Raw genomic sequence first — 23,648 nt, forward strand, 5'->3', positions numbered from 1 at the left:
CCGACGCGGCTCAGCAGGTGCGCAGCCCGGGGATGGGCTGGTCGTTCTCCCCACCGGTGAGGTAGACGACGCTGACGTAGACACCGGAGTTGCCGCTGTCGTCGTCGGTCTTCGCCCACCAGACGTTCGTCCACTTCCCGTACGTCTCGCGGCGGCCGAGATTCGCCTGGCAGTAGAAGTAGTTGGTGCCCATGTTGAGGGTGCCGGCCTGCTGGAAGGACTCGGTGTAGGACGTGGCGCTACGCCATACGTCGCAGTTGGCCTTGCCGCCGCCGACGTCCACGCACGACGGGCCCTCGGTGGGGTCGCCGCCGCTGCCGCCGTCACCGCCGTCACCGGACGTGCCGCCGTCCGAGCCGCCGGAACCACCGCCGTCGGTGCCGCCCTGCGCGCCGCCCGCGGCCGCGCCGCCCTCGTGGCTGCCGGGGCTGCCGTCCGTGGCACCGGGCTTGGGACTCTTGCCGGTGGCCTCGCCGGTGGGCCTGCCGGACGCGGAGGGCGAGGCGCCCTTCCCCTTGTCCTCGGCGTCGCCCTTGTCCGTGTCCTTGCCGCCGCTCTTGCCGGAGGCGGCGCTCGGCTCGCCGGCCGGCCCGGGCTTGTCCGCCGGCCGCGCCGGCGAGGGCCCGCCGTCCGCGACGGTCCGGTCCGGTCCACCGCCGATCAGCGCGTACGTCACGCCGCCGCCGGCGGCGAGCACCGCGAGGACCGCCGCCAGGGCTAGCGCCAGCCGCCGGCGCCGGCGCGCGGGCAGCCGTGCGGTGTCCCCTTCGGGGGAGGCGCCGCGAGAGGGATACGTGCCCGTGCTCCCGACGGACGGCCCGCTCACCACGCCCGGCGGGTCGTAGGCGGGACCGGCGGCGGGCGGGGCGGCGGCATCAGCGGGGGACGCGGCCGCGCCAGGGGCCGCCGGTGCGGCTTGCGCGCCGGGTCCCGAAAGCCAACTGGCGGGCGCGGACGCGCCGTTGCCGCCGGGCTGCGGGTGCGCGGCCTGGGGGTGCGCGGCCTGCGGCGGCTGGGGCGGATGCGGTACCTGCGGCGGCGGGACCACCCGGATGTCCGTCGCGGTGGGCACCTGCGCCGGGCCCGGCGCCACCGCCGGTTCCCGGCCCTCGGCCACCGCCCGAAGCATGCTCCGCGCCTCGGCGGCGGACGGCCGCTCGGTCGGGTTCTTGGCCATCAGCGCCCGCAGGACGGGCGCGAGCGGCCCGGCCCGGCGCGGCTCGGGCAGCGGCTCGGTGACGATCGCGGTGAGCGTGGACCACACCGACGTACGGCGGAACGGCGCGCCGCCGCCCTCCACCGCCGCGTACAGGGTCATGCCCAGCGACCAGATGTCCGAGGCCGGCGTGGGGTCCTGGCCCTGGGCCCGCTCGGGCGGCAGGTAGTCGAGGGAGCCGACCAGTTCGCCGCTGCGGGTGATGTTCGTGGTCGCGCCGTCGCCCGGCGCCTCGATGCTGGCGATGCCGAAGTCGGTCAGGACCACCCGGCCGGAGCGGTCCAGCAGCACGTTGCCGGGCTTGACGTCCCGGTGCAGCACGCCGACCTGGTGGGCCGCGTCCAGCGCGTCCATGACCTCCGCGCCGATGCGGGCGATCTCCCTGGGGTCGGGCGCGCCCCGCTCGGCGAGGGCGTCGTCCAGCGACGGGCCCTCCACCAGCTCCATGACGATGACCGGCCGGCCGTCCTCGTCGATGACGTCGTGCACGGTGACCACGCCGGAGTGCCGGATCCGGGCCGCGGCGCGCGCCTCGCGCTGCATACGGGTGCGCAGGTCGGCCAGTTCCGGGGCGGAGGCGTCGGTGTAGGCGCGCAGTACCTTCACCGCGACCTCGCGGCCCAGGACCTCGTCCACGGCGCGGCAGACCACGCCCATGCCGCCGCGGCCCAGTTGACCGGTGACGCGGTAGCGGCCCCCGAGAACCCGGCCGGTCAGATCGGCGTCGGTGCCGCGCTTGGGGCCGCTCGCGGCCGCCGCGACGGGAGCGGCCGGTGTATTTGGAGCGGCCGGTGTGCTTGGAGCGGCCGGTGTGCTCGAAGCGGCGGGTGTACTGGGATGTGCCGGCGCGTCCGGCGCGGGGGCACCTCCCGGCTCCCCCGGGCTCCCCACACCACCCGCCCCGCTCGCCTCGTCCGCTCCGCGCTGCTCACGCTCCCCCGGTGTCACCGTCGCCCGATCCCCTCGATACCTGTGTCACTGCCCGTGTGCGGTGGCCGGGACCAGACTAAGGGGCGGAGCGGGGGCCCGTGGGCCGTCAGGGGACAGGGAGGAAGGCATCGAGACGGGACTGTTGTGCGGCGGCCGCGGCGGCGCCCACCACCCCTGCGTCCGTTCCCATCCGGGCGGGCACGACGGTCAGGCCCGCCACGAACGACAGGGTCGCGTAGTCGCGCAGGGCCGCGCGCAGGGGCGCGAACAGGATCTCGCCCGCGCCCGCGACCCCGCCGCCGATGACCGCGATGTCGACCTCCACGAGCGTGGCGGTGGCGGCGATGCCGGCGGCCAGTGCCCGCGCGGCCCGCTCGAAGGAGCGCACCGCGATCGGGTCGCCGGCGTGCGCGGAGGCGGCGACGGCGGCGGCGCTCGCGTCCCCGCCGGGGCCCGGCCGCCAGCCGTTCGCCAGGGCGCGGCGGGCGATGTTGGGGCCGCTGGCGATCCGCTCGACGCAGCCGCGGGCGCCGCACGGGCACGGATCGCCGTCCAGATCGACGCTGATGTGGCCGATGTGACCGGCGTTTCCGGTGGGGCCCGGGTGCAGGCGCCCGTTCAGGACGAGCCCGCCGCCGACGCCGGTGGAGACCACCATGCACAGCGCGTTGGCGTGACCGCGCGCGGCGCCCTGCCAGTGTTCGGCGGCGGTCATCGCCGCGCCGTCGCCCACCAGGACCACCGGGCGCGGCCCGACCAGCGCCCGCACCTCGGCGACCAGCGGGAAGTCGCGCCAGCCGGGGATGTTCACCGGGCTGACGGTGCCGGCCGAGGCGTCCACCGGGCCCGCGCTGCCGATGCCGACCGCGCCCACCCGGGCCCAGTCGGGTCCGGCGGTCAGTTCCGCGAGCACCTCGGCCACCGCCCGCATGACCGCCGCCCCGTCCTCGTCGGCGGGCGTGGGCCGCGTGGCGCGCAGGAGCAGCCTGCCGCGGCCGTCCACCAGAGCGCCGGCGATCTTCGTGCCGCCGATGTCCAGCGCTGCGCTGAGGTCCGTCTGCATGGGTGTGGAATCTCCTGGTGGGCGCGGGCCGGGGGCGTGCCGGCCCGGCGGTGGGGACGCCAGTCTTCCGCCTCTTGACAACGTTGTCTAGAGGCTATGCTCGACGCCACACCCGTCCCCGGCAGAATCAGGACCGCGCACCGTGACCGACACCGCCCGGGACGCCTCCCGCCGCTACGGCACCCGCCCCACGATGAAGGATGTCGCGGCCCGGGCCGGGGTGGGCCTGAAGACGGTCTCCCGCGTGGTCAACGGCGAAGCCGGCGTCACCCCGGACACCGAACGGCGCGTCCAGGAGGCCATCACCGCCCTGGGCTTCCGCCGCAACGACTCCGCCCGCATCCTGCGCAAGGGCCGTACGGCCAGCATCGGGCTGGTGCTCGAAGATCTCGCCGACCCCTTCTACGGCCCGCTCAGCCGCGCCGTCGAGGAGGTCGCGCGCGATCACGGCGCCCTGCTGATCAACGGCTCCAGCGCCGAGGACCCGGCGCGTGAACAGGAGTTGGTGCTCGCGCTGTGCGCGCGGCGGGTGGACGGTCTGGTCGTCATCCCGGCCGGCGACGACCACCGCTATCTGGAGCCGGAGATCGCCGCCGGGATCGCCACCGTCTTCGTGGACCGCCCGGCCGGCCGGATCGAGGCCGATGCCGTGCTGTCCGACAGCTTCGGCGGCTCCCGGGAGGCGGTGGCCCACCTCATCGCGCACGGCCACCGCAGGATCGGTTTCATCGGCGACCAGCCGCGCATCCACACGGCGCGGGAGCGGCTGCGCGGCTACCGCACCGCGATGGCGGCCGCCGGCCTGCCGGTCGCGGAGTCGTGGGTGTCGCTGGGCCCCACCGCCCCCGAGCGGGTGCGGGCCGCGGCCACCGCGATGCTGGACGGCCCCGAGCCGGTCACCGCGCTCTTCGCCGGCAACAACCGGGTCACCGTCACCGCCGTGCGGGTGCTGCGCGAACGGCCGCGCCCGGTGGCGCTGGTGGGCTTCGACGACTTCGAGCTGGCCGACCTGGTCCGGCCCGCCATCACGGTCGTCGCGCAGGACGCGGCCCGGATGGGCCGGACCGCCGCCGCGCTGCTCTTCCGCCGCCTGGAGGGCGTCGGCGAGCCGCCGCGCAGCGTGGAGATCCCCACCCGGCTGATCGCCCGGGGGTCGGGCGAGATCCGGCCGGAGGACGCGGTCTGACGGGGCGGGCGGGGCGCCTCGCCCGCCCCTCCGAGCGCGCCGGCCGAGACGACGCCGCCCCCGCGCGGCGCCGGAGAGGCACCGCGCGAGGGCGGCGGACGACGACGCGGCGCCGGCGACACAGCGCCGACAACGCGGTGCCGATGACACGGCGGACGGCCGAACCGCACGCGGCGGACGGCCGGAAGCCGCCCGCCCGCGCCGGTCAGCCCGTCTTGGCCGGGCGGCCGGCGAGGGCGTCGAGGTCGGCGCGGGTCAGGCCGGTGAGGCGGGCGACCTCGGCGACGTCGACGGCGCCGCAGTCCAGACCCCGCAGGAGGTAGCCGCTGAGGGCCTTGGCGGTGGCGGGCTCGTCCATGACGTCGCCGCCGGCCTTGGCCACGTACGCCGCGAGCCGGGCCGCGGCCTGCTCCAGGCCCTCGCGGTAGAAGGCGTAGACGGCCGCGTAACGGGTGGGCAGGTGGCCGGGGTGCATGTCCCAGCCCTGGTAGTAGGCGCGGGCCAGCGACCGGCGCACCAGGCCGTGGTGGAGCCGCCAGGCGTCGTGGACCTGCGCGGTGGGGCCCACGGGGAGGACGTTGGTGGAGCCGTCGGACAGCCGGACGCCCGTACCGGCCGCCGCGACCTGCATGACCGCCTTGGCGTGGTCGGCCACCGGGTGGTCGAGCGACTGGTGGGCGGCGCTGACGCCGCACGAGGCGCTGTAGTCGAAGGTGCCGTAGTGCAGGGACGTGGCGCGGCCCTCGGCGGCCTCGATCATGCGGGCGACGGTGGCGCGGCCGTCGGCGCCCAGGATCGACTGGGTGGTCTCGATCTGGATCTCGAAGCCGATCCGGCCGCTCTCCAGGCCGTGCGCCTTCTCGAACGCCTCCAGCAGTCGCACCATGGCGGTGACCTGCTCGGCGTAGGTGACCTTGGGCAGGGTCAGCACCAGGCCGTCGGGCAGGCCGCCGGCCCGCATGAGGCCGGTGAGGAAGATGTCGAGGGTGCGGATGCCGCGGTCGCGGACGGCGGCTTCCATGCACTTCATTCGGATGCCCATGTACGGGGCGGCGGTGCCGTCCTGGAAGGCGGCGGCGACGAGGGCGGCGGCGCGGGCGGCGGCCTCGTCCTCCTCGGCGTCCGGGCGGGGGCCGTAGCCGTCCTCGAAGTCGATGCGCAGGTCCTCGACCGGCTCGCGCTCCAGCTTCGCGCGGACCCGGTCGTGGACCGGCGCGGCGAGGTCGTCGGAGATCCCCAGGACGGCGGCCAGCGCACCGGCGTCGGGGGCGTGCTCGTCGAGGGCGGCGAGGGCCTGGTCGCCCCAGGAGCGGAGGGTGCCGGCGGTGAAGACGTCGCCGGGGACGTAGACGGTGTGGACGGGCTGACGGGTGCCGGGGTCGCCCGGGTAGCGCCGTGCCAGGTCGGCGTCGACCTCGGCGAGAGCGGCTCCGATTCCCTCGCGTACGGTGTGCGCAAGGCTCGTCGCCACGGTCTCCTGCTGCCCCATTCGACACCCTCCCGGTGCTCCCGCCCGACGATCGAGCGTTTTCCGCGTAACGGAATCAACAATCCGTATAGCGAAGTTAGTCGCGTCGAGTAGCGAGGTCAACACTTCCTTACCCGTGGCGACGCAGGTCACGGGCCCGGCGCTCGGCCCGCAAACTCCGTGGCGCGCGCCCCTCCTCTTCGACACACTCCCCCGCATGACATGGATCGCACCACGTATTGACCGCAGGGAACTTCCGACGGCGGCCGGCGAGAGGGACATGCTCCAGGGCTGGCTGGACTTCCACCGCGACACGCTGCTCGCCAAGTGCGCCGGGCTCACCGCCGACCAGCTCACCGAGGCGAACACCCCGCCCTCCGGCCTCACCCTGCTCGGCCTGGTGCGGCACATGGCGGAGGTGGAACGGGTCTGGTTCCGGCGGCGCTTCCTCGCCGAGGAGGTCGGCGACCTCTATTGCACCGAGGAGGCCCCGGACGGCGACTTCGACCACGCCGACCCGGCCGGCGCGGAGGCGGATTTCGCGGCCTTCCGCGCCGAGATCGAGACCTGCGACGCGAAGGTGGCGGACCGCGGCCTGGACGAAACCTTCGCCGCCAGCCGGGGCCGCACGCTGAACCTGCGCTGGATCTATGTGCACATGATCGAGGAGTACGCCCGCCACAACGGCCACGCGGACCTGCTGCGCGAACGGATCGACGGGGCGACGGGCGCCTGACCGAGCACGCGGACGGACGCCTGACCGGGCACGAAACGGCCGGGGCCCCGTACGCGTGGTGCGTACGGGGCCCCGGCCGTCTGCGGGGCCGGCGGCCCGGCGTGGCTCAGCCCTTGCGGGACTTGACCTCGTCGGTGAGCGCCGGGACGACGTCGAACAGGTCGCCGACCACGCCGTAGTCGACCAGGTCGAAGATCGGCGCCTCGGCGTCCTTGTTGATGGCGACGATGGTCTTCGAGGTCTGCATACCGGCGCGGTGCTGGATCGCGCCCGAGATGCCCGCGGCGATGTAGAGCTGCGGCGAGACCGACTTACCGGTCTGGCCGACCTGGTTGGTGTGCGGGTACCAGCCGGCGTCCACCGCGGCACGCGAGGCGCCGACGGCCGCGCCGAGGGAGTCGGCGAGCGCCTCGATGACGGGGAAGTTCTCGGCGCCGTTGACGCCACGGCCACCGGAGACCACGATCGCTGCCTCGGTCAGCTCCGGGCGGCCGGTCGACTCGCGCGGCGTGCGCGAGACGATCTTGGTGCCCTTGGAGGACTCGGCGACGGTCACCGCGAGCTGCTCGACCGTACCGGCGGCCGGGGCGGCCTCCGGGGCGGCGGAGTTGGGCTTGACGGTGATGACCGGGGTGCCCTTGGTGATGCGGGACTTGGTGGTGAAGGACGCCGCGAAGACGGACTGCGTCGCCACCGGGCCCTCGTCGCCGGCCTCCAGGTCGACGGCGTCGGTGATGATGCCGGAGCCGATACGGACCGCGAGGCGGGCCGCGATCTCCTTGCCCTCCGCGGAGGACGGCACGAGTACGGCGGCCGGGGACACGGCGTCGTAGGCGGCCTGGAGCGCGTCGACCTTGGGGGCGACGAGGTACTCGGCGAACTCCGGCGCGTCGGCGGTCAGGACCTTGACCGCGCCGTGCTCGGCGAGAACCGGGGCGGCGGTGTCCGCGCCGGCACCGAGGTGCACGGCCACCGGCTCGCCGATGCGGCGGGCGAGGGTGAGCAGTTCGAGGGTGGGCTTGCGGACGGCGCCGTCCACGTGGTCGACGTAGACAAGGACTTCAGCCATGGGATGACTCTCCTGCGGGAAGAATGAGGGCGGTTGAGGGGGCGTCGGGCCGGTTCAGACTCCGGGGTGACCGGGGACGCGCCCCGGACCCGCGGCGGTCAGATGAACTTCTGGCCCGCGAGGAACTCGGCGAGCTGCTTGCCGCCCTCGCCCTCGTCCTTGACGATCGTGCCCGCCGTACGGGCCGGGCGCTCGGCGGCGTCCTCGACCTTGGTCCAGGCACCCTCGAGACCGACCTCGTCCGCCTCGATCTCCAGGTCCTCCAGGTCCAGGGACTCCACCGGCTTCTTCTTCGCCGCCATGATGCCCTTGAAGGAGGGGTAACGGGCCTCACCGGACTGGTCGGTGACGGACACGACGGCCGGCAGCGCGGCCTCCAACTGCTCGCTGGCGGTGTCGCCGTCACGGCGGCCGGTCACCTTGCCGTCGGCCACGGCGACCTCGGAGAGCAGCGTGACCTGAGGCACGTTCAGCCGCTCGGCGAGCAGCGCGGGCAGGACGCCCATGGTGCCGTCGGTGGAGGCCATACCGCAGACGACCAGGTCGTAGCCGGTCTTCTCGATGGCCTTGGCGAGCACGAGGGAGGTGCCCAGCGCGTCGGTGCCGTGGAGGTCGTCGTCCTCGACGTGGACGGCCTTGTCGGCGCCCATCGACAGCGCCTTGCGCAGCGCGTCGTTGGCGTCCTCGGGGCCGACGGTCAGAACCGTGATCTCCGCGTCGTCGGCGGCTTCCTTGATCTGGAGGGCCTGCTCGACGGCGTACTCGTCGAGCTCCGAGAGAAGGCCGTCCACGTCGTCGCGGTCGACGGTCAGGTCCTCGGCGAAGTGCCGGTCGCCGGTGGCGTCGGGCACGTACTTCACACAGACAACGATCCTCAAGCTCACGCCGGCTCTCCTACCTGCTCGTCTCTTCAGAACTGCCTTGTGCTGGCAGCATAGGCGCCTGTGGGGGCGGCTCCCGGTCGGATGCGGTTCCCCGCGCCGACCGTCATATTACTCGCCAGTACATCCAGTCTGGTGCCCCGAAGCAAGGCCGTCGAACTGTGACCTTGCCAACGGCCCCGGCCCGGTGACGACGCGGGGGAACGGGAACCTCTCAGTCGCGCAGCGCGTTGAAGCGGCCCTGGTGGTACAGCAGCGGCCGGCCGGGTCCCGCGGGGTCGCCGAGCAGGGGCTGGGCGAGCATGATCCGGTGATCGCCGGCGGGCACCCGCGCCACCACCTTGCACACCAGCCACGCCAGCACACCGTCCAGCAGGGGGACGCCCTCGGGACCGGTGCGCCAGGAGGTGCCGGGCCCGAAGCGGTCGGCGCCGCTGCGGGCGAAGGTGGCGGCCAGCTCCCTCTGGTGCTCGCCGAGTATGTGGACGCCGACGTGCTCGGCCTCGGCGACGACCGGCCAACTGGAGGAGCCGGTGCCGATGCCGAACGAGAGCAGCGGCGGGTCGGCGGCGACGGAGGTCAGGGAGGTGGCGGTGAAGCCGACCGGGCGGGATCCGTGGGCGGTGATCACCGCGACGCCCGCGGCGTGCTGCCGGAAGACCGAACGCAGGAGTTCGGGCGTGGCGGTGGAGTGCGTGGCGGTGGGGGGCGTGCCGAGAGCGGGGGAAGCCGTCATGGAGCTGTCCTTCTGAGGTGGTGTACGAGCCCAGGCGGCGCGGCCGGCAGCGGTGCGGCTCCCGGCGGCGCTGATGTCGTCGTCGCTCACACGCGCGGACAGAGCGCGCCGGCGGTCCGCAGAAGGTCCACGTGCGCGCGTCCGTACAGAAGGGGTCCAGGCCGCATCACGTCAGCGTGACGACGTGTGACCCACAGCGTCAAGTGACGCCCGGTAACTGGGAGATCAATCACGGACCGCGGCGCCCAGCGCGGCGATGACGTCCGCCTTGCGGGGCTGGCCGGCGGCGCGGCGTACGACCGCGCCGGTCGCGTCGAGCACCAGGACGGTGGGGGTGCGCGCGATGTCCAGGCTCCGCATCAGGTCCAGCCGGTCCTCGGCGTCGATCTCGACGTGGGCCACCCCGCCGACCATGGCCGAGACCTCGGCGAGGGTGCGCCGGGTGGCGCGGCAGGGCTGGCAGAAGGCGCTGGAGAACTGCAGCAGCGTGGCCCGCTCCCCCAGTTCGGCGCCGATATCGGCGGCGCCCAGCCGCGGCCCCGTCGACCCCTCGTCCCGCCCTCGCACCGCCGGCCTCCCGTCGCGCCGCACACCTTCACGTCCGTTCCTCCCCAGTCCAGCATCCGCGCGAACGGGAAGCTTCCCCGGGGTTCGGGTGCCGTCCGGAGGGGGCGCGGTGTATGTTCCGAGGCTGCGGGTAGCGGATGACATGTACACCACGTGACGAGAATCTCCCGGCCGTGGCCCCCGGGGCGGTAGCCGCCACGCCCGTGAATCGGGCACGATCTCCCGGAAGCCGCACTCTTACGGCCGCGTAGCTTTCCGCCGGGAGAACCCTCCCCAGGAACAGAAAAGGGGTCCCCCGAACATGGCAGAGCTCGTCTATCCGCCGGTGATCGGCGCCGCCCGTACGGTCTTCAAGGCGCTCGACCTGAAGTTCGACATCGCCGGTGCCGAGAACATCCCGCGGCGCGGTGGCGCGGTTCTGGTGAGCAATCACATCGGGTACCTCGACTTCGTCTTCTGCGGCCTGGCGGCGCGACCGGCCAAGCGCCTGGTGCGCTTCATGGCCAAGGACTCGGTCTTCCGGCACAAGGTGTCGGGGCCGCTGATGCGCGCGATGAAGCACATACCGGTGGACCGCGCCCAGGGCATGCACGCCTACAAGCACGCGCTGACCGCCCTGCGCTCGGGCGAGATCATCGGCGTCTTCCCCGAGGCGACGATCTCCGAGTCCTTCACGCTGAAGAACTTCAAGTCCGGCGCGGCCAGGCTGGCGCAGGAGGCCGGGGTGCCGCTGCTGCCGATGGCGCTGTGGGGCACCCAGCGGCTGTGGACCAAGGGCCACAAGCGGGATCTGGGACGCAACCACGTTCCGATCACGATCCGGGTGGGCGAGCCGATGGAAGCCGATCCGGCGGAGCAGGCCGAGAAGATCAGCGACCGGCTGCGGGCCCGGGTACAGGACCTGTTGGAGGCGGCGCAGCGCGCCTACCCCGTCCGCCCCAAGGGTCCCGAGGACACCTGGTGGATTCCGGCCCACCTGGGCGGCAGCGCCCCGGCGGCTCCGGGCAATCTCGCGTAACGACGGGGCGGTCGGCCTCGCGTAACGACGGGACGTCGTCGCGCGAGGCACCTGGCCGCACGCTCGCGGCCGGGGCGGTCCGGCCGCGCCCGGCGTCAGCGTGTGCGCACCTCACCGATCTCGACGCGGGCCCGCGGGCACGCCTTCTGGAGCGCTTCGGCGAGTTCGGCGCCGGCGGTCGTCAGCTCCTCCGGCGCCATCCGCTCCAGCAGGAACAGCGCGCTCACGGACTCCTCAGTGAGGCGGGTGCGCAGGCCCTGCCGCCAGTTCCAGCGGCGGCAGGTGACGCCCGCGTCGTCGCACCACACCACCTCACCGGGCTCCGGGTGCTCGATGACCTCCACGCCGCCGGCGGCGGTGACGAACGGCTCCTCGCCGGTGGCTCGTACGAGCCGCATACCGCCCTGAATACGGTCCAGGTCCTCGCAGCCCACGGGGATGAGGTGGGCGACGCTGACGGCGTTGTAGAGGTCCACGAGCCGGTTGACGCGCGGCAGTCCGCCGTCCGCCAGGGCCCGCCTGGCCAGCGCTTCGGCGGAGTTGCGGGTGCGCGACGGCTTGGCGCCGAAGGCGGTGTACGCGGCGCGCCAGGCGGCGATGTGCCGGTCGTCCTGCGGGGCGCGGCCGCCGAGGCGCTCGGCGAGGCGGCGGGTGGCCTCGTCCAGCAGCGCCGAACCGGCCTCGTCGCTCGGGCCGTTGGTCAGGCCGCGAGCCTCGATGACGAGGTGGGCGAAGCTTGGGGCGAGGGCGTACACCTCGTCGGAGACGTGCGGGGGATGGGTCATCGGTGCGGGAGTTCCTCAGAGTGCGGTGGGGAGCGTCTGCCACAGACGGGACCGGTCGGGGGCCTCTTTGAGGCATTGGAGCACGGCCGGGCGAGGTTCAGCAAACAGAACCGGATAGTCCAGTTCATTGGACTGTGGGCGCACGGGGAACGCGAGCTGCTCCCGGTCCAGCCGGAACCGCGCGTCGACGCCGGGCCTGTTCCCGCGCGGATCCTGCCGCGCCCACCGCTCCTCCCCCGGAAGCCTGAGCGCCACCAGGCCGTGCAGGACGTCGAACTTCTGGTAGCACAGCGCCGCCGGAATGCCCTCGGCGCGCCACAACGCCACCAGCGCGTGGGACTTTGCGTAGCAGATGCCGGTGCGCTCGCGCAGGACGTCCGAGGCGCGCCAGGTGACGCGCGGGTCATCGACATCGGCGGAGTGCGGCACGGCGTCCCGGACGAAGTCGAAGGCCGCCGCAGCGTATGAATATGCGGTGTCGTTGCGCGAGCGCAATGCCTTGGCGGTACGGCGGACGAGCGGATGCTCGTGATCGATGGCTTCGCTTGCCGCCAAGTAAGCAGAGATATCGGTGTTTTGCTGGATCAGCTTCACAGACCCAGAGCGTAGAGACCCCTCGGGGCGGATTCAATATATTTTCGCGACTCCGCATATTCATGCATTCAGGGGCGGCCTCGGGCGGCATTTCACCCCATGCCGTATATGCTGGAATCGCGCCTTTTGAACGTGGCGCGGGCAGCAGCATGTCGTCTCCGATCCGGAGAAGGAGCATGGCCTCAGGCGAAGAGGACGACACCGGGCGAAGCCGGCGGTCGGCCGGCGAGAAGAGCGCCAAGAAGAGCGCCAAGAGTGCGAACGGCGCCGACAAGAGTGCGGACGGCGCCGAGCGGCGCAGTCGGCGCGTATCGGCCCCGAAGGCGATGCGCTCCGCGGCCGAGCAGCTTGAGGCACTTCTGGGCCGCGCCCCCGATTCCGTCTCCGCGGTACATCCGACGGACGACGGCTGGGAAGCGGACGTGGAGGTTATGGAGTTGGAACGCATCCCCATGACCACCAGCGTGATGGCGAGCTACCACGTGACGCTGGACGAGGCGGGTGAACTGGTGGCGTACGAGCGCACCCGCCGCTACACCCGAGGGCAGATTGACGGGCCGCCCGTCTGAGGGACCGGGCGGGCCGGTGAAGGGAGGCACCGTGACTGTGGTGCCGCAAGGCGGAGGAGCGGTTCCCCGGAGCGCAGGCGGGGGCAGCACCGGAAATCTCTACGACATCCTGGATCTCATTCTGGACCGCGGCCTGGTCATCGACGTCTTCGCGCGCGTGTCCCTCGTAGGCATCGAGATCCTGAAGGTCGACGCCCGCATCGTGGTGGCGAGCGTCGACACCTATCTGCGCTTCGCGGAGGCGTGCAACCGTCTCGACCTGGAGTCCGGGCGCAAGCAGCCCACGCAGCTCACCGACCTCGTCGGCGAGGTGACCGAGGGCGGGGCGCACGGCAAGAGCAAGGGGGCGCTGACGGGAGCCGCGGAGGCCGTGGCCGATTCCCTGAAGCGGGGACGCGAGGACGAGAAAGAGCCCGAGGAGCGGCAGGAGCGGTCGGCTCACCGGCCGGCCCGGCGCCGGAAGGAATAGCCATGGCCGTCTATGTCTACTCCATTGTCGCCGCCACGCACCCGCAGCGGTTGGACGGGCTCGACGGTGTGGGAGACCCGCCCTCGACCCTGCGCACCGTGGGGGGCGAGGGTCTGTCCGCCGTGGTCAGTGAGGCCCCCGAGGAGCTGCGTCCCAAGCGCCGCGACCTCGCCGCCCACCAGGCCGTCCAGGAGCGGCTGATGGCCGACGGCACCGTTCTGCCGCTCCAGTTCGGTTTCACCACCGCCGACGACGACGCCGTACGGGCGGTGCTGGAGGAGCGCGGAGACGAGTTCGCCGAGCGGCTGCGGGCGATCGAGGGGTGCGCGGAGTACCACCTGAAGGCGGCCCAGGCCGAGGAGGCGATGCTGCGCCAGATCCTGACGGAGTCGCGGGAGGCGCGCGGGCTCAACGACCGGATCAAGGCGGGCGGCGGCCAGGAGATGTCGCTGGCCCTGGGCGAACTCGTCGCTCAGGAGGTCCAGGCGCGCCAGGAGATCCTCGCCGCGCGGGTCGTCGACGTCCTGCGTCCCTACGCTCGCGAGGAAAGCTCCTTCCCGCCGAGCGGGAACGACTTCGTGAATGTGTCCTTCCTGGTGGACCGCGGCAGCGAGGAGGGCTTCCTCTCCGCCGAGAAGAGCCTCGCCGGCGAGCTGGGCCAGGACTTCGAATTCCGGCTGCACGGCCCGCTGCCCCCGTACAGCTTCGTCTGACGGAGTGTCGCCATGGGCCTGTTCACGCAGATCGCGACCTTCCCGCTGGCGCCGGTGCGCGGCGTGGCGTGGGTGGTCGAGCGCGTCCTTCAGGCGGCGGAGAACGAGTACTACGACCCCGAGCCGGTCGAGCGGGAACTGGCCGCGCTGGAGGAGGAACTGCTCGCCGGACGCATCGACGAGGAGGAGTTCGACCGGCGGGAGGACGAACTCCTGGAGAGGCTGGAGGAGATCCGGGCCTTCCGGCTGGGCACCGGCCCGGAGCAGGGAACGGAGGGCGAGCGGCCGTGACAGAACCCGTGGCGGGCAGGCTCGGGTCCGTTCCGTCCAGGGCGTCCCCCGCGTCGGGGGGCGGTTCCAGTCTGGCCGACATCCTGGAGCGGGTGCTCGACAAGGGCATCGTGATCGCGGGCGACATCCAGATCAACCTGCTGGACATCGAGCTGCTCACCATCAAGCTGCGCCTGATCGTCGCGTCCGTCGACAAGGCGAAGGAGATGGGGATCGACTGGTGGGAGCGCGATCCGGCGCTGTCCTCCCGGGCCGACGGTGACCGTTCCCTGGCCGAGGAGAACGCCCGCCTGCGGGCCGAGGTCGAGGCCCTGCGCCGGGGCGGGGAGCTGCCGCCGGCCGGGGACGACGAAGAGGCCGGGCGGAGCCGGGCGGCCGAGGCGGACCGGCCCGCCACCCGGCGCCCGCCGCGTGCGGGGCGGGCGGAGCCGGGCGGGCGCGCCAAGAGGCGCGAGGAGCCATGAGCGAGGCCGCGGGCGACCTCCCGGACGAGGCCGTCAGCTACGCCTACGCCGTGGCGCACGACGCCGACGGGGCACTGGAAGACGTCCTGACCGGGGTGGCCGGAGTGGCGGACGCCCCGGTGCGCCTGGTGCGCCCGGAGGGTGACGGCGACGTCGTGGTCGCGGTGAGCCGGGTGCCCGCGCGGGATTTCCACGAGGCCGCGCTGCGCGCGCACCTGGAGGACCTGGACTGGCTGGAGGCGGTCGCGCGCGCCCATCACCGCGTGATCGAGACGCTGGCCACGCACACCACCGTCCTGCCGCTGCGGCTGGCGACCGTCTATATGGACGACGACCGGGTGCGGAGCATGATCGACGAACGCCGGGAGACGTTCGCCGGACGGCTGGCGGAGCTGACCGCGCGTCTGGAGTGGGGCGTGAAGATCTCCGTCGAGGCGGCCGCGGCGGCCGACCGCCCGGCGGCCGAGCCCGCGGATCCCGGGTTGAGCCCCGGGCGGGCCTACCTGCGCCGGCGCAGCGCGCAGCGCCACGCGCGCGAGGACGCCTACCGCGAGGCGGAGCGGGCCGCCGAGCGTGTGGAGGACGTCGCCCGGCGTTACGCGGTCGACCGCGTGCGGCACCGGCCGCAGCAGGGCCAACTCGCGGGCGGGCCGGGCGAGAACGTCACCAATGACGCCTACCTGGTGCCGTTGGCCGACGCCGGCCGATTCCGGGCCGAGGTGCTGCGGGCGGGCGAGGGTTTTGCCGGGGTGCGGGTGGAGGTCACCGGGCCGTGGGCGCCGTACTCCTTCGCCGCGCCCCCGGAGGGAACGGTGGAGGGGGGCGCGCCGTGAGGGCGGCGGACGGGTCGCCGGCCGTCGCCGAGGAGCCGCTCCCGGACCGGCAGATCGCGCTGATCGACCTGCTGGACCGGCTGCTGACCGGCGGCGTGGTCCTGACCGGTGACGTGGTGCTGTCCATCGCCGATATCGACCTGGTGCGCGTGTCGCTGCGCGCGCTGATCGTGTCCGTCAGCGAACTCAATCCGTCCCCGTGGGACGTCGCGGCGCAGGTGGGGCGGGAGCGGGATGAGGGCTGACGACGGGCGCCCCGGCGGCCGCTTCGACGATGTCGCCGACGCGGCCGCGCGGGCGTTCCGCCTGCTGCCCGCGGCTCCCGAGGACGCGGCCCCGCCGGGCGGCGGGCGGCCGGCGGCGCGGCGGATCGCCACCGATCCGGACACGGTCGAACGGGACCTGATCAAGCTCGTCCTGACCCTGGTGGAGCTCCTGCGGCAGCTCATGGAGCGTCAGGCGCTGCACCGCGTCGACGCGGGAGATCTCACGGAGGAGCAGGAGGAGCGCCTGGGCGCCACGCTCATGATCCTGCACGACCGGATGACCGAACTCTGCGCCCGCTACGGCCTGTCGATGCGGGACCTGAACATCGACCTCGGCCCACTCGGAACGCTGCTGCCGCCCTCCGAGTGAGCCGTGAGATCCGCGAGTGAGCCGGGAGATCCGCCGGATGACCGGCCCAGGCGCCCGGCGGCCGGCGACCTAGCGGCCGATTTCCTCGCGGAGCGCGTCGACGAAGCCGTCGACGTCCTCGACGGAGGTGTCGAACGAGCACATCCAGCGCACCACGCCGGCCGGCTCGTCCCAGAAGTAGAAGCGGTAGCGCTTCTGGAGCCGCTCGCTGACGTCGTGCGGCAGCCGGGCGAAGACCGCGTTGGACTGCACGGGGTAGAGGATCTCCACCCCGTCGACGGCACGCACTCCGGCCGCCAGCCGCTGCGCCATGGTGTTGGCGTGCCGGGCGTTGCGCAGCCACAGGTCGCGGGCCAGCAGCGCCTCCAACTGGACCGAGACGAAACGCATCTTGGAGGCCAGTTGCATCGACAGCTTGCGCAGGTGCTTCATCGCCCGCACGGCGTCGGGGTTCAGGACGATCACGGCCTCGCCGAAGACCGCGCCGTTCTTCGTGCCGCCGTAGGAGAGGATGTCGACGCCCACCGCGTTGGTGAAGGCCCGCATGGGGACGTCGAGCGACGCGGCGGCGTTGGCTATCCGCGCGCCGTCCAGATGCACCAGCATGCCGCGCTCGTGGGCGTGTTCGCAGATCGCCCGGATCTCGTCGGGCGTGTAGACCGTGCCCAGCTCGGTGCTCTGGGCGAGCGAGACGACCTGCGGCATGGCGCGGTGTTCGTCGTCCCAGCCGAACGCCTGCCGGTCGATCAGCTCGGGGGTGAGCTTGCCGTCCTCGGTCGGCACGGTCAGCAGCTTCAGTCCGCCGACCCGCTCGGGGGCGCCGCACTCGTCGACGTGGATGTGCGCGGACTCGGCGGCGATCACCGCGCCCCAGCGGTCGGTGACGGCCTGGAGGGCGACGACGTTGGCGCCGGTGCCGTTGAACACCGGGAACGCCTCGGCGCTCTGCCCGAAGTGGCTGCGGATGACGCGCTGGAGGTGCGCGGTGTAGTCGTCCTCGCCGTAGGCGACCTGGTGGCCGCCGTTGGCGAGGGCGAGCGCGGCGAGGATCTCGGGGTGGGCGCCCGCGTAGTTGTCGCTGGCGAAGCCGCGCACCTCGGTGTCGTGATGCCGCCGGGCGTCGGTTTCGTCTCCGGTCACGGCTCGGGGGTCAGCCACAGACGCGTTCCATTCACTTCCTGGGCGGGCCGGCTCCAGACTCCGGCGATGGCCTCGGCCAGCTCCGTGACGTCGGTGAAGCCCGCGAACTTTGCATTCGGTCGCTCGGCGCGCATCTGGTCGTGGACGAGCGCCTTCACGACCAGGATGGCAGCCGCGGCGCGGGGGCCGGCGTCGCCCCCCGACTTGCGGAAGGCGTCCCCGAGGGCCAGCGTCCAGGCTTCCGCGGCGGCCTTGGCGGCGGCGTAGGCGGCGTTGCCGGCAGTGGGCCTGCTCGTGCCGGCCGCGCTGATGAGGAGGTAACGGCCGTTGCCGCTGCGTTCGAGGCTCTCGTGGAAGGCGAGGGAGGTGTGCTGGACGGTGCGGATCAGCAGCCTGTGCAGCAGGTCCCAGTCGCTGAGGTCGGTTTCGGCGAAGGTCCGCGAACCGCGCCAGCCGCCCACGAGGTGGACCAGCCCGTCGATCCGGCCGAATTCCTTCTCGGTGCGGCCCGCCCATTCGCGGGTCTCGGCCAGATCGAGGAGGTCGACGGTGTCGCCGATGACGGTGGCGCCGCCGTGGGCGTAGCGGGCCGCGTCGACGGCCTCCGCGAGGCGCTCGGCGTTGGCGTCGCAGCCGACCACGACCGCGCCCGCCTCGGCCAGCCGCAGCAGCGTGGCGCGGCCCGCCGGGCCGCCCGCCCCCGCCACCGCGATGACCGCGCCGTCCAGCGGCCCCTGGCCACCCGTAGAAGTTGTCATCTTCGTCGCCTCCTCCTGCTCCTGGACGGCCGGCCGCCCGGTGATGGTGTTCCGGTCGGCCTTCACGCCGCCGCCGGCGCGTCGCTGTGGGCCGTGATGCCCTTGGTGGAGGCGATCACACGACGCAGCTTCTTGGCGAGCGCCTCGTAGAACATGCTGAGGGGGAACTCGTCCGGAAGCACGTCGTCCACCAGCTTGCGCGGCGGCTGGTCCAGGTCGAGGGCGTCGGGACCCTTGGCCCAGACCGAGCCCGGGTGCGGAGCCAGGTAGGTCGAGACGAGGTCGTACGCGGCGAACCAGTGGACCAGCTTGGGCCGGTCGATGCCGTCGCGGTAGAGCTTTTCGATCTCGCCGCAGAGCTGGTTGGTGACCTTGGGGGCCCGCTCCCAGTCGATGTGCAGGGTGTTGTCCGTCCAGCGTACGACGTCGTGCTTGTGGAGGTAGGCGAAGAGAAGCTGCCCGCCGAGCCCGTCGTAGTTGCGCACCCGGTCGCCGGAGACCGGGAAGCGGAACATCCGGTCGAAGAGGACGGCGAACTGGACGTCGCGGGCCTGGGCGTAGCCCTCGGCCTCCAGCGTGACCGCCTCCTTGAAGGCGGTGAGGTCGCAGCGCAGCTCCTCCAGGCCGTACATCCAGAACGGCTGGCGCTGCTTGATCATGAACGGGTCGAACGGCAGGTCACCGTGGCTGTGGGTACGGTCGTGAACCATGTCCCACAGGACGAACGCCTCCTGGCAGCGCTCCTGGTCGGCGAGCATCTCGCGCAGGTCGTGGGGAAGTTCCACACCCAGGGTCTCGATGGCGGCCTCGCTGACCCGGCGGAAGCGGGCGGCCTCGCGGTCGCAGAAGATGCCGCCCCAGGTGAACCGCTCGGGCGCCTCGCGCACGGCGATCGTCTCGGGGAAGAGCACCGCGGAGTGGGTGTCGTAGCCGGCGGTGAAGTCCTCGAAGGCGATGCCGCAGAAGAGGGGGTTGTCGTAGCGGGTGCGCTCCAGCTCGGCGAGCCAGTCCGGCCAGACCATGCGCAGCACGACCGCTTCGAGGTTGCGGTCGGGGTTGCCGTTCTGGGTGTACATGGGGAAGAGCACGAGGTGCTGGAGGCCGTCGGCGCGCTCCCGGGCGGGCTGGAAGGCGAGCAGCGAGTCCAGGAAGTCCGGTACGCCGAAGCCGTCGTCCGCCCAGCGGCGCAGGTCGGCGACGAGTGCCCGGTGGTAGTCGGCGTCGTGCGGCAGCAGCGGGGCGAGGTGTTCGACGGCCGCTATGACGCGGTCGATCTCGCGGCGGACGGTCTCGGCGTGCGGGGCGCCCTCGGCCTCCAGGTCGATCGAGCCGTCCTTGGACTGCCAGGGGCGGATCGTCTCGACCGCGTCCTTGAGCGCGGGCCACGCCGGGTGCGCGATCACCGGTTCCGCGGTCGTGCTGCCTGCCCGGACACCCACAGGCGAAAGAATTTCCGTCATGACTGCCCTCCGGCGGTAGATCGTGTTGTCGGCACACGGTAACCAGCCAAGGTCCGCACTCTCAAGGGGGACTGGTGAAAATTATTCTGCCAGAACCCCCGGTAGGCGACCATTTTTCCTGTGAGCAGGGGTTTGAGCGACAGTTTCTGCCCGTGGAGGGAGGGGCTCCGGCGCTTCCTCCACGCCCTGGAGGCACGGGAGATGACGCCAGAGGGCGGCGTGGAACACCGGCCGGGCAGGGCCCGGCGCTCCGGGTCGGCCGCACCTCCGCAGCGGGCCGTAACGGGCCTGTGGCATATGCCACACCGCCTCGGATCGCCTCCTCCAGGTGCGGCGTCAGCGCGGGCAGGACTCGCCCACGCACGGGTGAGACGGCTCCCGGGGTCGGCCCGCGCACCGCGTCGGCCGACCGGAGCCGGGGGCCTGATTCCAGGCGTGAGGGGTAGTCCTAGGGGACACGCCGCCGACCCGTGCGAGGGCGGGTCCGGCGTCGTCCGGCACCGTTAGGCTGTGCGCCGTTTCACGCAGCCGTTTGTCGACAGCCGACATCTTCGCCGAGATATGCACCGACACCGAGCCGACAGAAGCGAGGCAGCCTTGTCCTTTCTCACCATCGGACACCGCGGGATCATGGGTGTGGAGCCGGAGAACACCCTGCGCTCATTCGTGCGCGCAGAACACGAGGGCCTCGACGTCATCGAGCTGGACCTGCACCTGAGCAAGGACGGCGCGCTCGTGGTGATGCACGACGCGGACGTGGACCGTACGACCGACGGAGCCGGCCCGATCGCCGAGCGCACGCTCGCCGAGCTGCGGGAGCTGGACGCCGGGCGGGGCGAGCGGATCCCCGTCTTCGAGGAGGTCCTGGACGCCGTCAAGGCGCCGCTCCAGGCGGAGATCAAGGACGTGGCCGCGGCGCAGGCGCTGGCGGAGGTGATGCGCTCACGCGATCTGATCGGCCGGGTCGACGTCATCTCCTTCCACGACGAGGCGCTGGCCGCGATCCGCACCCTGCTGCCGGGCGTGCGCACGGCGCTGGTCGGCAGCCGCTACGGCGCCGACGTCGTCGACCGCGCCCAGGCCGTCGGCGCCTCGATGCTCTCGCTCAACATCCGCCGGCTCACCCTGGAGCTGGTCGAGCGCGCCCACGCCGCGCATCTGAAGGTCCTCGGCTGGACGGTCAACACCCACGACCAGCTACGGCTCGCGCGCGGCCTGGGCCTGGACGGGGTGGTCACCGACCAGCCCGAGATCCGCCGGGCGGTCCGCTTCACCGCCTGAGCCGGGCAGGGCAGCGGGCCGTGCGGGCGGGCCCCGGGCGCGGCAATGCCGCCGCCACTCGGCGGACGGACACGGACACACGCGGTTCACGGGCCCGCAATGTCCTCCCAGCATGCGGACGTTCGCCCCGGCGATCTCGACAGACGACCGGGCGCACTGCCACTCTCCCGCCATGCCCTACGCCAACCGCACGGTCCGCCCGGCCAACCTCCCCACGCGCCTGGCCACTTGTGCCGCCGTCGCGCTGCTCGCCGCCGCCGCCGGCTGCGCCCCGCAGGACGCCTCGCCCGGCGGCCCGTCCGCCGGGCGGGGCGAACCCGGCTGCGCCCGCGGCAAGTTGGCCACCGTGACCGCCGGCAAGCTCACCGTCGGCACCGACAAGCCCGCATACGCCCCCTGGTTCGCCGACGACGACCCGGCCGGCGGCAAGGGCTTCGAGTCGGCGGTGGCCTACGCCGTCGCCGACCGCCTGGGCTACGGCAAGAAGGCGGTGACCTGGCGGACCGTTCCGTTCAACAACGCCTTCGCACCGGGCGAGAAGACCTTCGACTTCGACATCAACCAGGTATCCATCAGCACCTCGCGCAAGCGGGCCGTCGCCTTCTCCTCCGGCTACTACGACGTGCGGCAGGCGGTCGTCGCGCTCAAGGGCTCCAAGGCCGCGACCGCGAAGAGCGCCGCCGACCTCAAGGGCGTCAGGCTCGGCGCCCAGGTCGGCACCACCAGCCTCGACGTCATCAACGACCGCATCCGGCCCACCCGGCGGCCGGCCGTCTTCCAGAAGAACGACCTCGCCAAGTCCGCGCTGAAGAACGGCCAGGTCGACGCGATCCTCACCGACCTGCCGACCGCGTTCTTCATCACCTCGGCCGAGATCAAAGACGCGAAGGTGGTCGGTCAGTTCCCGGTCACCGGCGGCGCCAAGGAGCAGTTCGGGCTGGTCCTGGACAAGCAGAGCCGGATCACCGGCTGTGTGACGGCGGCCGTGGACGCGCTGCGCGCGGACGGCACGCTCGCCGCCCTGGAGAAGAAGTGGCTGGCCGACGCCGTCGCCGTGCCGGTGCTCAAGTGACGCTGGGCGAGGAGCGAGTGGCCAGAGGGGAAGGGGTGTTGGAGGGGGAGGCCGACGGCTATGTGCCGTCGCCGCGGCGGATCGAGCGGGAGCGGTTCAAGCGGGCCCGCGCCCGGCGCGCCGCCGCCGTCGCCGCGCTGAGCACCCTGGTCACGGCCGGTGTTCTCTACGTCGTCATCACCGGCTCGCCCGGCTGGCAGCGCACCCGCGAGACGTTCTTCAGCGCCGAATACGCCCGTAAGGCGCTGCCGAAGGTGCTGGAGGGGCTGCTGCTGAACCTGCGGCTGCTGGTGGTGTGCGGGGCGGCGGTCCTGGTGATCGGGTTGCTGCTGGCCGTCGCCCGGACGCTGCGCGGCCCGGTGTTCTTCCCGCTGCGCGCACTGGCGGCCGCGTACACCGACTTCTTCCGCGGGCTGCCGCTGATCATCTGCCTGCTGATGGTGGTCTTCGGCGTCCCCGCCCTGCGGCTCCAGGGAGTGACCACCGATCCGGTGGTGCTCGGCGGCGCCGCGCTGGTGCTGACGTACTCGGCGTACGTGGCGGAGGTCTTCCGGGCCGGCATCGAATCCGTCCACCCCTCGCAGCGGGCCGCGGCCCGGTCGCTGGGGCTCACCGGCGGGCAGGCGCTGCGCTTCGTCGTCCTGCCGCAGGCGGTGCGCCGCGTGGTGCCGCCGCTGCTCAACGACCTGGTCTCGCTCCAGAAGGACACCGGGCTGGTGTCCATCGCCGGTGCGGTGGACGCGGTCTACGCGGCGCAGATCATCGCCGGCAAGGACTTCAACTACACCCCCTATGTCGTCGCCGGCCTGGTCTTCGTCGCGCTGACGATCCCGATGACGCGCTTCACCGACTGGGTCACGGGCCGGATGGACCGCCGGCGCGCCCAGGGAGGCACCGTATGAGCAGCACGGCGAAGGACACCGTGGCGCGGGGCGGCGAAGGCATCCCGGCCGGCGACGAGCCGGTGCTGCGGCTGGAGTCGGTGCGCAAGACCTACGGCCGGGGCACCGTCGTTCTGCGCGACGTCGACCTGGAGGTTCCGCCGCACACCGTCACCGCGCTGATCGGCGCCTCCGGGTCGGGCAAGTCGACGCTGCTGCGCTGCGCGAACCTGCTGGAGGAGATCGACGACGGGGCGATCTTCCTGGACGGCGCGGAGATCACCGACCCGCGGGCCGACGCCGACGCGGTACGGCGGCGGATCGGCGTGGTCTTCCAGGCGTACAACCTGTTCCCGCACCTGACCGTCCTGGACAACATCACGCTCGCCCCGCGCCGGGTGCACGGGGTGCCGCGCGCCGAGGCGGAGGCGCGGGCCCGGGAGCTGCTGGAGCGGCTCGGGCTGGGCGCGCGGGCCGGCGAGTATCCCGACCGGCTCAGCGGCGGGCAGCAGCAGCGGGTGGCGATCGTCCGCGCGCTGGCCGCCCGGCCCCGGCTCCTGCTGCTGGACGAGATCACCGCCGCGCTCGACCCGGAGCTGGTCGGCGAGGTGCTCGGCGTCGTCCGCGCTCTCAAGGAGGAGGGTATGACCATGGTCATCGCCACCCATGAGATGGGCTTCGCCCGGGAGGTCGCCGACCAGGTGTGCTTCCTGGACGGCGGGGTGGTCCTGGAGCGCGGCACTCCCGAGGAGGTCTTCGGCGCGCCCCGGCACGACCGCACCCGCCACTTCCTGCGGCGGATCGTCCAGGCGGGGCGGCTGTAGCGGGCGGG

At 72.9% G+C, this 23,648-nt stretch carries 28 protein-coding genes; 15 read left to right on the plus strand and 13 right to left on the minus strand.

Translation table 11 applies throughout. The features are described from left to right. Positions 1-10: 10 nt before the first annotated feature. Entirely contained in the window at positions 11-2,164 is a 2,154-nt protein-coding gene (locus tag ACZ45Z_RS15425) for a serine/threonine-protein kinase (RefSeq protein WP_468362058.1), read from the minus strand. Positions 2,165-2,252: 88 nt separating this feature from the next. Beyond that, positions 2,253-3,209 carry an ROK family protein gene (locus ACZ45Z_RS15430; protein WP_468362060.1) on the minus strand — a complete coding sequence of 319 codons (957 nt, stop codon included), beginning with the start codon at positions 3,207-3,209 and terminating at the stop codon, positions 2,253-2,255. Positions 3,210-3,351: 142 nt separating this feature from the next. Between ACZ45Z_RS15430 and ACZ45Z_RS15435 the strand changes: the two genes are divergently transcribed. Continuing rightward, positions 3,352-4,395 carry a LacI family DNA-binding transcriptional regulator gene (locus ACZ45Z_RS15435; protein ID WP_468362062.1) on the plus strand — a complete coding sequence of 348 codons (1,044 nt, stop codon included), beginning with the start codon at positions 3,352-3,354 and terminating at the stop codon, positions 4,393-4,395. Positions 4,396-4,600: 205 nt separating this feature from the next. Here the strand turns inward: ACZ45Z_RS15435 and ACZ45Z_RS15440 are convergent, their stop codons facing one another. Then, positions 4,601-5,884 carry a DUF6986 family protein gene (locus ACZ45Z_RS15440; protein ID WP_468362064.1) on the minus strand — a complete coding sequence of 428 codons (1,284 nt, stop codon included), beginning with the start codon at positions 5,882-5,884 and terminating at the stop codon, positions 4,601-4,603. A 196-nt stretch (positions 5,885-6,080) separates the two neighbouring features. Between ACZ45Z_RS15440 and ACZ45Z_RS15445 the strand changes: the two genes are divergently transcribed. Then, entirely contained in the window at positions 6,081-6,599 is a 519-nt protein-coding gene (locus ACZ45Z_RS15445) for a DinB family protein (protein ID WP_468362066.1), read from the plus strand. 106 nt (positions 6,600-6,705) lie between these two features. On the opposite strand, the gene ACZ45Z_RS15450 is transcribed toward ACZ45Z_RS15445, so the two are convergent. The 5 genes from ACZ45Z_RS15450 to ACZ45Z_RS15470 all read right to left on the minus strand — a co-directional run bounded on the left by ACZ45Z_RS15450 (position 6,706) and on the right by ACZ45Z_RS15470 (position 9,852). Then, positions 6,706-7,668, minus strand: a complete 963-nt coding sequence (locus tag ACZ45Z_RS15450) for an electron transfer flavoprotein subunit alpha/FixB family protein (protein WP_468362068.1) — start codon at positions 7,666-7,668, stop codon at positions 6,706-6,708. A gap of 98 nt (positions 7,669-7,766) precedes the next feature. Further along, the gene (locus ACZ45Z_RS15455) at positions 7,767-8,552 is read right to left on the minus strand and encodes an electron transfer flavoprotein subunit beta/FixA family protein (protein ID WP_468362070.1); all 786 of its coding nucleotides are present in this window, start codon (positions 8,550-8,552) and stop codon (positions 7,767-7,769) included. Between the two features lie 211 nt (positions 8,553-8,763). Continuing rightward, a complete protein-coding gene (locus ACZ45Z_RS15460; protein WP_468362072.1) occupies positions 8,764-9,285 on the minus strand; it encodes a flavin reductase family protein in 522 nt (173 codons plus the stop codon). An 86-nt stretch (positions 9,286-9,371) separates the two neighbouring features. Continuing rightward, positions 9,372-9,452, minus strand: a complete 81-nt coding sequence (locus ACZ45Z_RS15465; protein ID WP_468362375.1) for a putative leader peptide — start codon at positions 9,450-9,452, stop codon at positions 9,372-9,374. A gap of 58 nt (positions 9,453-9,510) precedes the next feature. Continuing rightward, the gene (locus tag ACZ45Z_RS15470; protein WP_468362074.1) at positions 9,511-9,852 is read right to left on the minus strand and encodes a TlpA family protein disulfide reductase; all 342 of its coding nucleotides are present in this window, start codon (positions 9,850-9,852) and stop codon (positions 9,511-9,513) included. Positions 9,853-10,153: 301 nt separating this feature from the next. Here ACZ45Z_RS15470 and ACZ45Z_RS15475 point away from each other — a divergent pair, with 301 nt between their 5' ends. Further along, positions 10,154-10,870 carry a lysophospholipid acyltransferase family protein gene (locus ACZ45Z_RS15475; RefSeq protein WP_468362076.1) on the plus strand — a complete coding sequence of 239 codons (717 nt, stop codon included), beginning with the start codon at positions 10,154-10,156 and terminating at the stop codon, positions 10,868-10,870. A 95-nt stretch (positions 10,871-10,965) separates the two neighbouring features. On the opposite strand, the gene ACZ45Z_RS15480 is transcribed toward ACZ45Z_RS15475, so the two are convergent. Both ACZ45Z_RS15480 and ACZ45Z_RS15485 read right to left on the minus strand, forming a co-directional pair. Continuing rightward, positions 10,966-11,655, minus strand: a complete 690-nt coding sequence (locus ACZ45Z_RS15480) for a B3/B4 domain-containing protein (RefSeq protein ID WP_468362078.1) — start codon at positions 11,653-11,655, stop codon at positions 10,966-10,968. A gap of 15 nt (positions 11,656-11,670) precedes the next feature. Beyond that, positions 11,671-12,249 carry a transglutaminase-like domain-containing protein gene (locus tag ACZ45Z_RS15485; RefSeq protein ID WP_468362080.1) on the minus strand — a complete coding sequence of 193 codons (579 nt, stop codon included), beginning with the start codon at positions 12,247-12,249 and terminating at the stop codon, positions 11,671-11,673. A 176-nt stretch (positions 12,250-12,425) separates the two neighbouring features. Here ACZ45Z_RS15485 and ACZ45Z_RS15490 point away from each other — a divergent pair, with 176 nt between their 5' ends. The 8 genes from ACZ45Z_RS15490 to ACZ45Z_RS15525 are packed head-to-tail and all read left to right on the plus strand — an operon-like array spanning position 12,426 to position 16,224. Further along, on the plus strand, positions 12,426-12,818 hold the full coding sequence (locus ACZ45Z_RS15490; protein ID WP_468362082.1) for a gas vesicle protein GvpO: 393 nt from the start codon (positions 12,426-12,428) through the stop codon (positions 12,816-12,818). Positions 12,819-12,849: 31 nt separating this feature from the next. Then, on the plus strand, positions 12,850-13,287 hold the full coding sequence (locus ACZ45Z_RS15495; protein WP_468362084.1) for a gas vesicle structural protein GvpA: 438 nt from the start codon (positions 12,850-12,852) through the stop codon (positions 13,285-13,287). 2 nt (positions 13,288-13,289) lie between these two features. Beyond that, positions 13,290-14,000, plus strand: coding sequence for a GvpL/GvpF family gas vesicle protein (locus ACZ45Z_RS15500; protein ID WP_468362086.1), 711 nt, complete (start codon positions 13,290-13,292; stop codon positions 13,998-14,000). Positions 14,001-14,012: 12 nt separating this feature from the next. Then, a complete protein-coding gene (locus ACZ45Z_RS15505) occupies positions 14,013-14,291 on the plus strand; it encodes a gas vesicle protein GvpG (RefSeq protein WP_468362088.1) in 279 nt (92 codons plus the stop codon). After that, complete coding sequence (locus ACZ45Z_RS15510; RefSeq protein ID WP_468362090.1) at positions 14,288-14,755, plus strand: gas vesicle protein; 468 nt, start codon at positions 14,288-14,290, stop codon at positions 14,753-14,755. Before ACZ45Z_RS15505 ends, ACZ45Z_RS15510 begins: the two co-directional genes overlap by 4 nt. After that, positions 14,752-15,588 (plus strand): GvpL/GvpF family gas vesicle protein, encoded by an 837-nt coding sequence (locus tag ACZ45Z_RS15515; protein WP_468362092.1) that lies wholly within the window; start codon positions 14,752-14,754, stop codon positions 15,586-15,588. Before ACZ45Z_RS15510 ends, ACZ45Z_RS15515 begins: the two co-directional genes overlap by 4 nt. Further along, entirely contained in the window at positions 15,585-15,833 is a 249-nt protein-coding gene (locus ACZ45Z_RS15520) for a gas vesicle protein (RefSeq protein WP_468362094.1), read from the plus strand. Before ACZ45Z_RS15515 ends, ACZ45Z_RS15520 begins: the two co-directional genes overlap by 4 nt. Next, positions 15,823-16,224 carry a gas vesicle protein K gene (locus ACZ45Z_RS15525; RefSeq protein WP_468362096.1) on the plus strand — a complete coding sequence of 134 codons (402 nt, stop codon included), beginning with the start codon at positions 15,823-15,825 and terminating at the stop codon, positions 16,222-16,224. The genes ACZ45Z_RS15520 and ACZ45Z_RS15525 overlap by 11 nt, the downstream gene beginning before the upstream one ends. 69 nt (positions 16,225-16,293) lie before the next feature. On the opposite strand, the gene ACZ45Z_RS15530 is transcribed toward ACZ45Z_RS15525, so the two are convergent. The 3 genes from ACZ45Z_RS15530 to ACZ45Z_RS15540 all read right to left on the minus strand — a co-directional run bounded on the left by ACZ45Z_RS15530 (position 16,294) and on the right by ACZ45Z_RS15540 (position 19,582). Further along, entirely contained in the window at positions 16,294-17,364 is a 1,071-nt protein-coding gene (locus ACZ45Z_RS15530) for a threonine aldolase family protein (protein WP_468362098.1), read from the minus strand. After that, positions 17,361-18,122, minus strand: coding sequence for an SDR family NAD(P)-dependent oxidoreductase (locus ACZ45Z_RS15535; RefSeq protein ID WP_468362100.1), 762 nt, complete (start codon positions 18,120-18,122; stop codon positions 17,361-17,363). The genes ACZ45Z_RS15530 and ACZ45Z_RS15535 overlap by 4 nt, the downstream gene beginning before the upstream one ends. Positions 18,123-18,184: 62 nt before the next feature. Continuing rightward, positions 18,185-19,582, minus strand: coding sequence for a DUF6421 family protein (locus ACZ45Z_RS15540; protein WP_468362102.1), 1,398 nt, complete (start codon positions 19,580-19,582; stop codon positions 18,185-18,187). Positions 19,583-20,179: 597 nt separating this feature from the next. Here ACZ45Z_RS15540 and ACZ45Z_RS15545 point away from each other — a divergent pair. The 4 genes from ACZ45Z_RS15545 (at position 20,180) to ACZ45Z_RS15560 (ending at position 23,640) form a co-directional block, all read left to right on the plus strand. Next, positions 20,180-20,863 carry a glycerophosphodiester phosphodiesterase gene (locus tag ACZ45Z_RS15545; RefSeq protein ID WP_468362104.1) on the plus strand — a complete coding sequence of 228 codons (684 nt, stop codon included), beginning with the start codon at positions 20,180-20,182 and terminating at the stop codon, positions 20,861-20,863. 172 nt (positions 20,864-21,035) lie between these two features. Next, entirely contained in the window at positions 21,036-21,935 is a 900-nt protein-coding gene (locus tag ACZ45Z_RS15550) for an ABC transporter substrate-binding protein (protein WP_468362377.1), read from the plus strand. A gap of 35 nt (positions 21,936-21,970) precedes the next feature. Continuing rightward, entirely contained in the window at positions 21,971-22,837 is an 867-nt protein-coding gene (locus ACZ45Z_RS15555) for an amino acid ABC transporter permease (RefSeq protein WP_468362106.1), read from the plus strand. Next, positions 22,834-23,640 carry an amino acid ABC transporter ATP-binding protein gene (locus ACZ45Z_RS15560; protein ID WP_468362108.1) on the plus strand — a complete coding sequence of 269 codons (807 nt, stop codon included), beginning with the start codon at positions 22,834-22,836 and terminating at the stop codon, positions 23,638-23,640. The genes ACZ45Z_RS15555 and ACZ45Z_RS15560 overlap by 4 nt, the downstream gene beginning before the upstream one ends. Positions 23,641-23,648 lie beyond the last annotated feature (8 nt).

Source organism: Streptomyces sp. NPDC031210 (genome assembly GCF_055570395.1).

Bases quoted from the DNA above. Each gene is read 5' to 3' on its own strand.
- ACZ45Z_RS15430 (WP_468362060.1), bottom strand. From the start codon at position 3,209: ATGCAGACGGACCTCAGCGCAGCGCTGGACATCGGCGGCACGAAGATC.
- ACZ45Z_RS15440 (WP_468362064.1), bottom strand. From the start codon at position 5,884: ATGGGGCAGCAGGAGACCGTGGCGACGAGCCTTGCGCACACCGTACGC.
- ACZ45Z_RS15445 (WP_468362066.1), top strand. From the start codon at position 6,081: ATGACATGGATCGCACCACGTATTGACCGCAGGGAACTTCCGACGGCG.
- ACZ45Z_RS15450 (WP_468362068.1), bottom strand. From the start codon at position 7,668: ATGGCTGAAGTCCTTGTCTACGTCGACCACGTGGACGGCGCCGTCCGC.
- ACZ45Z_RS15460 (WP_468362072.1), bottom strand. From the start codon at position 9,285: ATGACGGCTTCCCCCGCTCTCGGCACGCCCCCCACCGCCACGCACTCC.
- ACZ45Z_RS15465 (WP_468362375.1), bottom strand. From the start codon at position 9,452: ATGCGGCCTGGACCCCTTCTGTACGGACGCGCGCACGTGGACCTTCTG.
- ACZ45Z_RS15475 (WP_468362076.1), top strand. From the start codon at position 10,154: ATGGCAGAGCTCGTCTATCCGCCGGTGATCGGCGCCGCCCGTACGGTC.
- ACZ45Z_RS15480 (WP_468362078.1), bottom strand. From the start codon at position 11,655: ATGACCCATCCCCCGCACGTCTCCGACGAGGTGTACGCCCTCGCCCCA.
- ACZ45Z_RS15490 (WP_468362082.1), top strand. From the start codon at position 12,426: ATGGCCTCAGGCGAAGAGGACGACACCGGGCGAAGCCGGCGGTCGGCC.
- ACZ45Z_RS15500 (WP_468362086.1), top strand. From the start codon at position 13,290: ATGGCCGTCTATGTCTACTCCATTGTCGCCGCCACGCACCCGCAGCGG.
- ACZ45Z_RS15505 (WP_468362088.1), top strand. From the start codon at position 14,013: ATGGGCCTGTTCACGCAGATCGCGACCTTCCCGCTGGCGCCGGTGCGC.
- ACZ45Z_RS15515 (WP_468362092.1), top strand. From the start codon at position 14,752: ATGAGCGAGGCCGCGGGCGACCTCCCGGACGAGGCCGTCAGCTACGCC.
- ACZ45Z_RS15525 (WP_468362096.1), top strand. From the start codon at position 15,823: ATGAGGGCTGACGACGGGCGCCCCGGCGGCCGCTTCGACGATGTCGCC.
- ACZ45Z_RS15535 (WP_468362100.1), bottom strand. From the start codon at position 18,122: ATGACAACTTCTACGGGTGGCCAGGGGCCGCTGGACGGCGCGGTCATC.
- ACZ45Z_RS15540 (WP_468362102.1), bottom strand. From the start codon at position 19,582: ATGACGGAAATTCTTTCGCCTGTGGGTGTCCGGGCAGGCAGCACGACC.
- ACZ45Z_RS15550 (WP_468362377.1), top strand. From the start codon at position 21,036: ATGCCCTACGCCAACCGCACGGTCCGCCCGGCCAACCTCCCCACGCGC.
- ACZ45Z_RS15560 (WP_468362108.1), top strand. From the start codon at position 22,834: ATGAGCAGCACGGCGAAGGACACCGTGGCGCGGGGCGGCGAAGGCATC.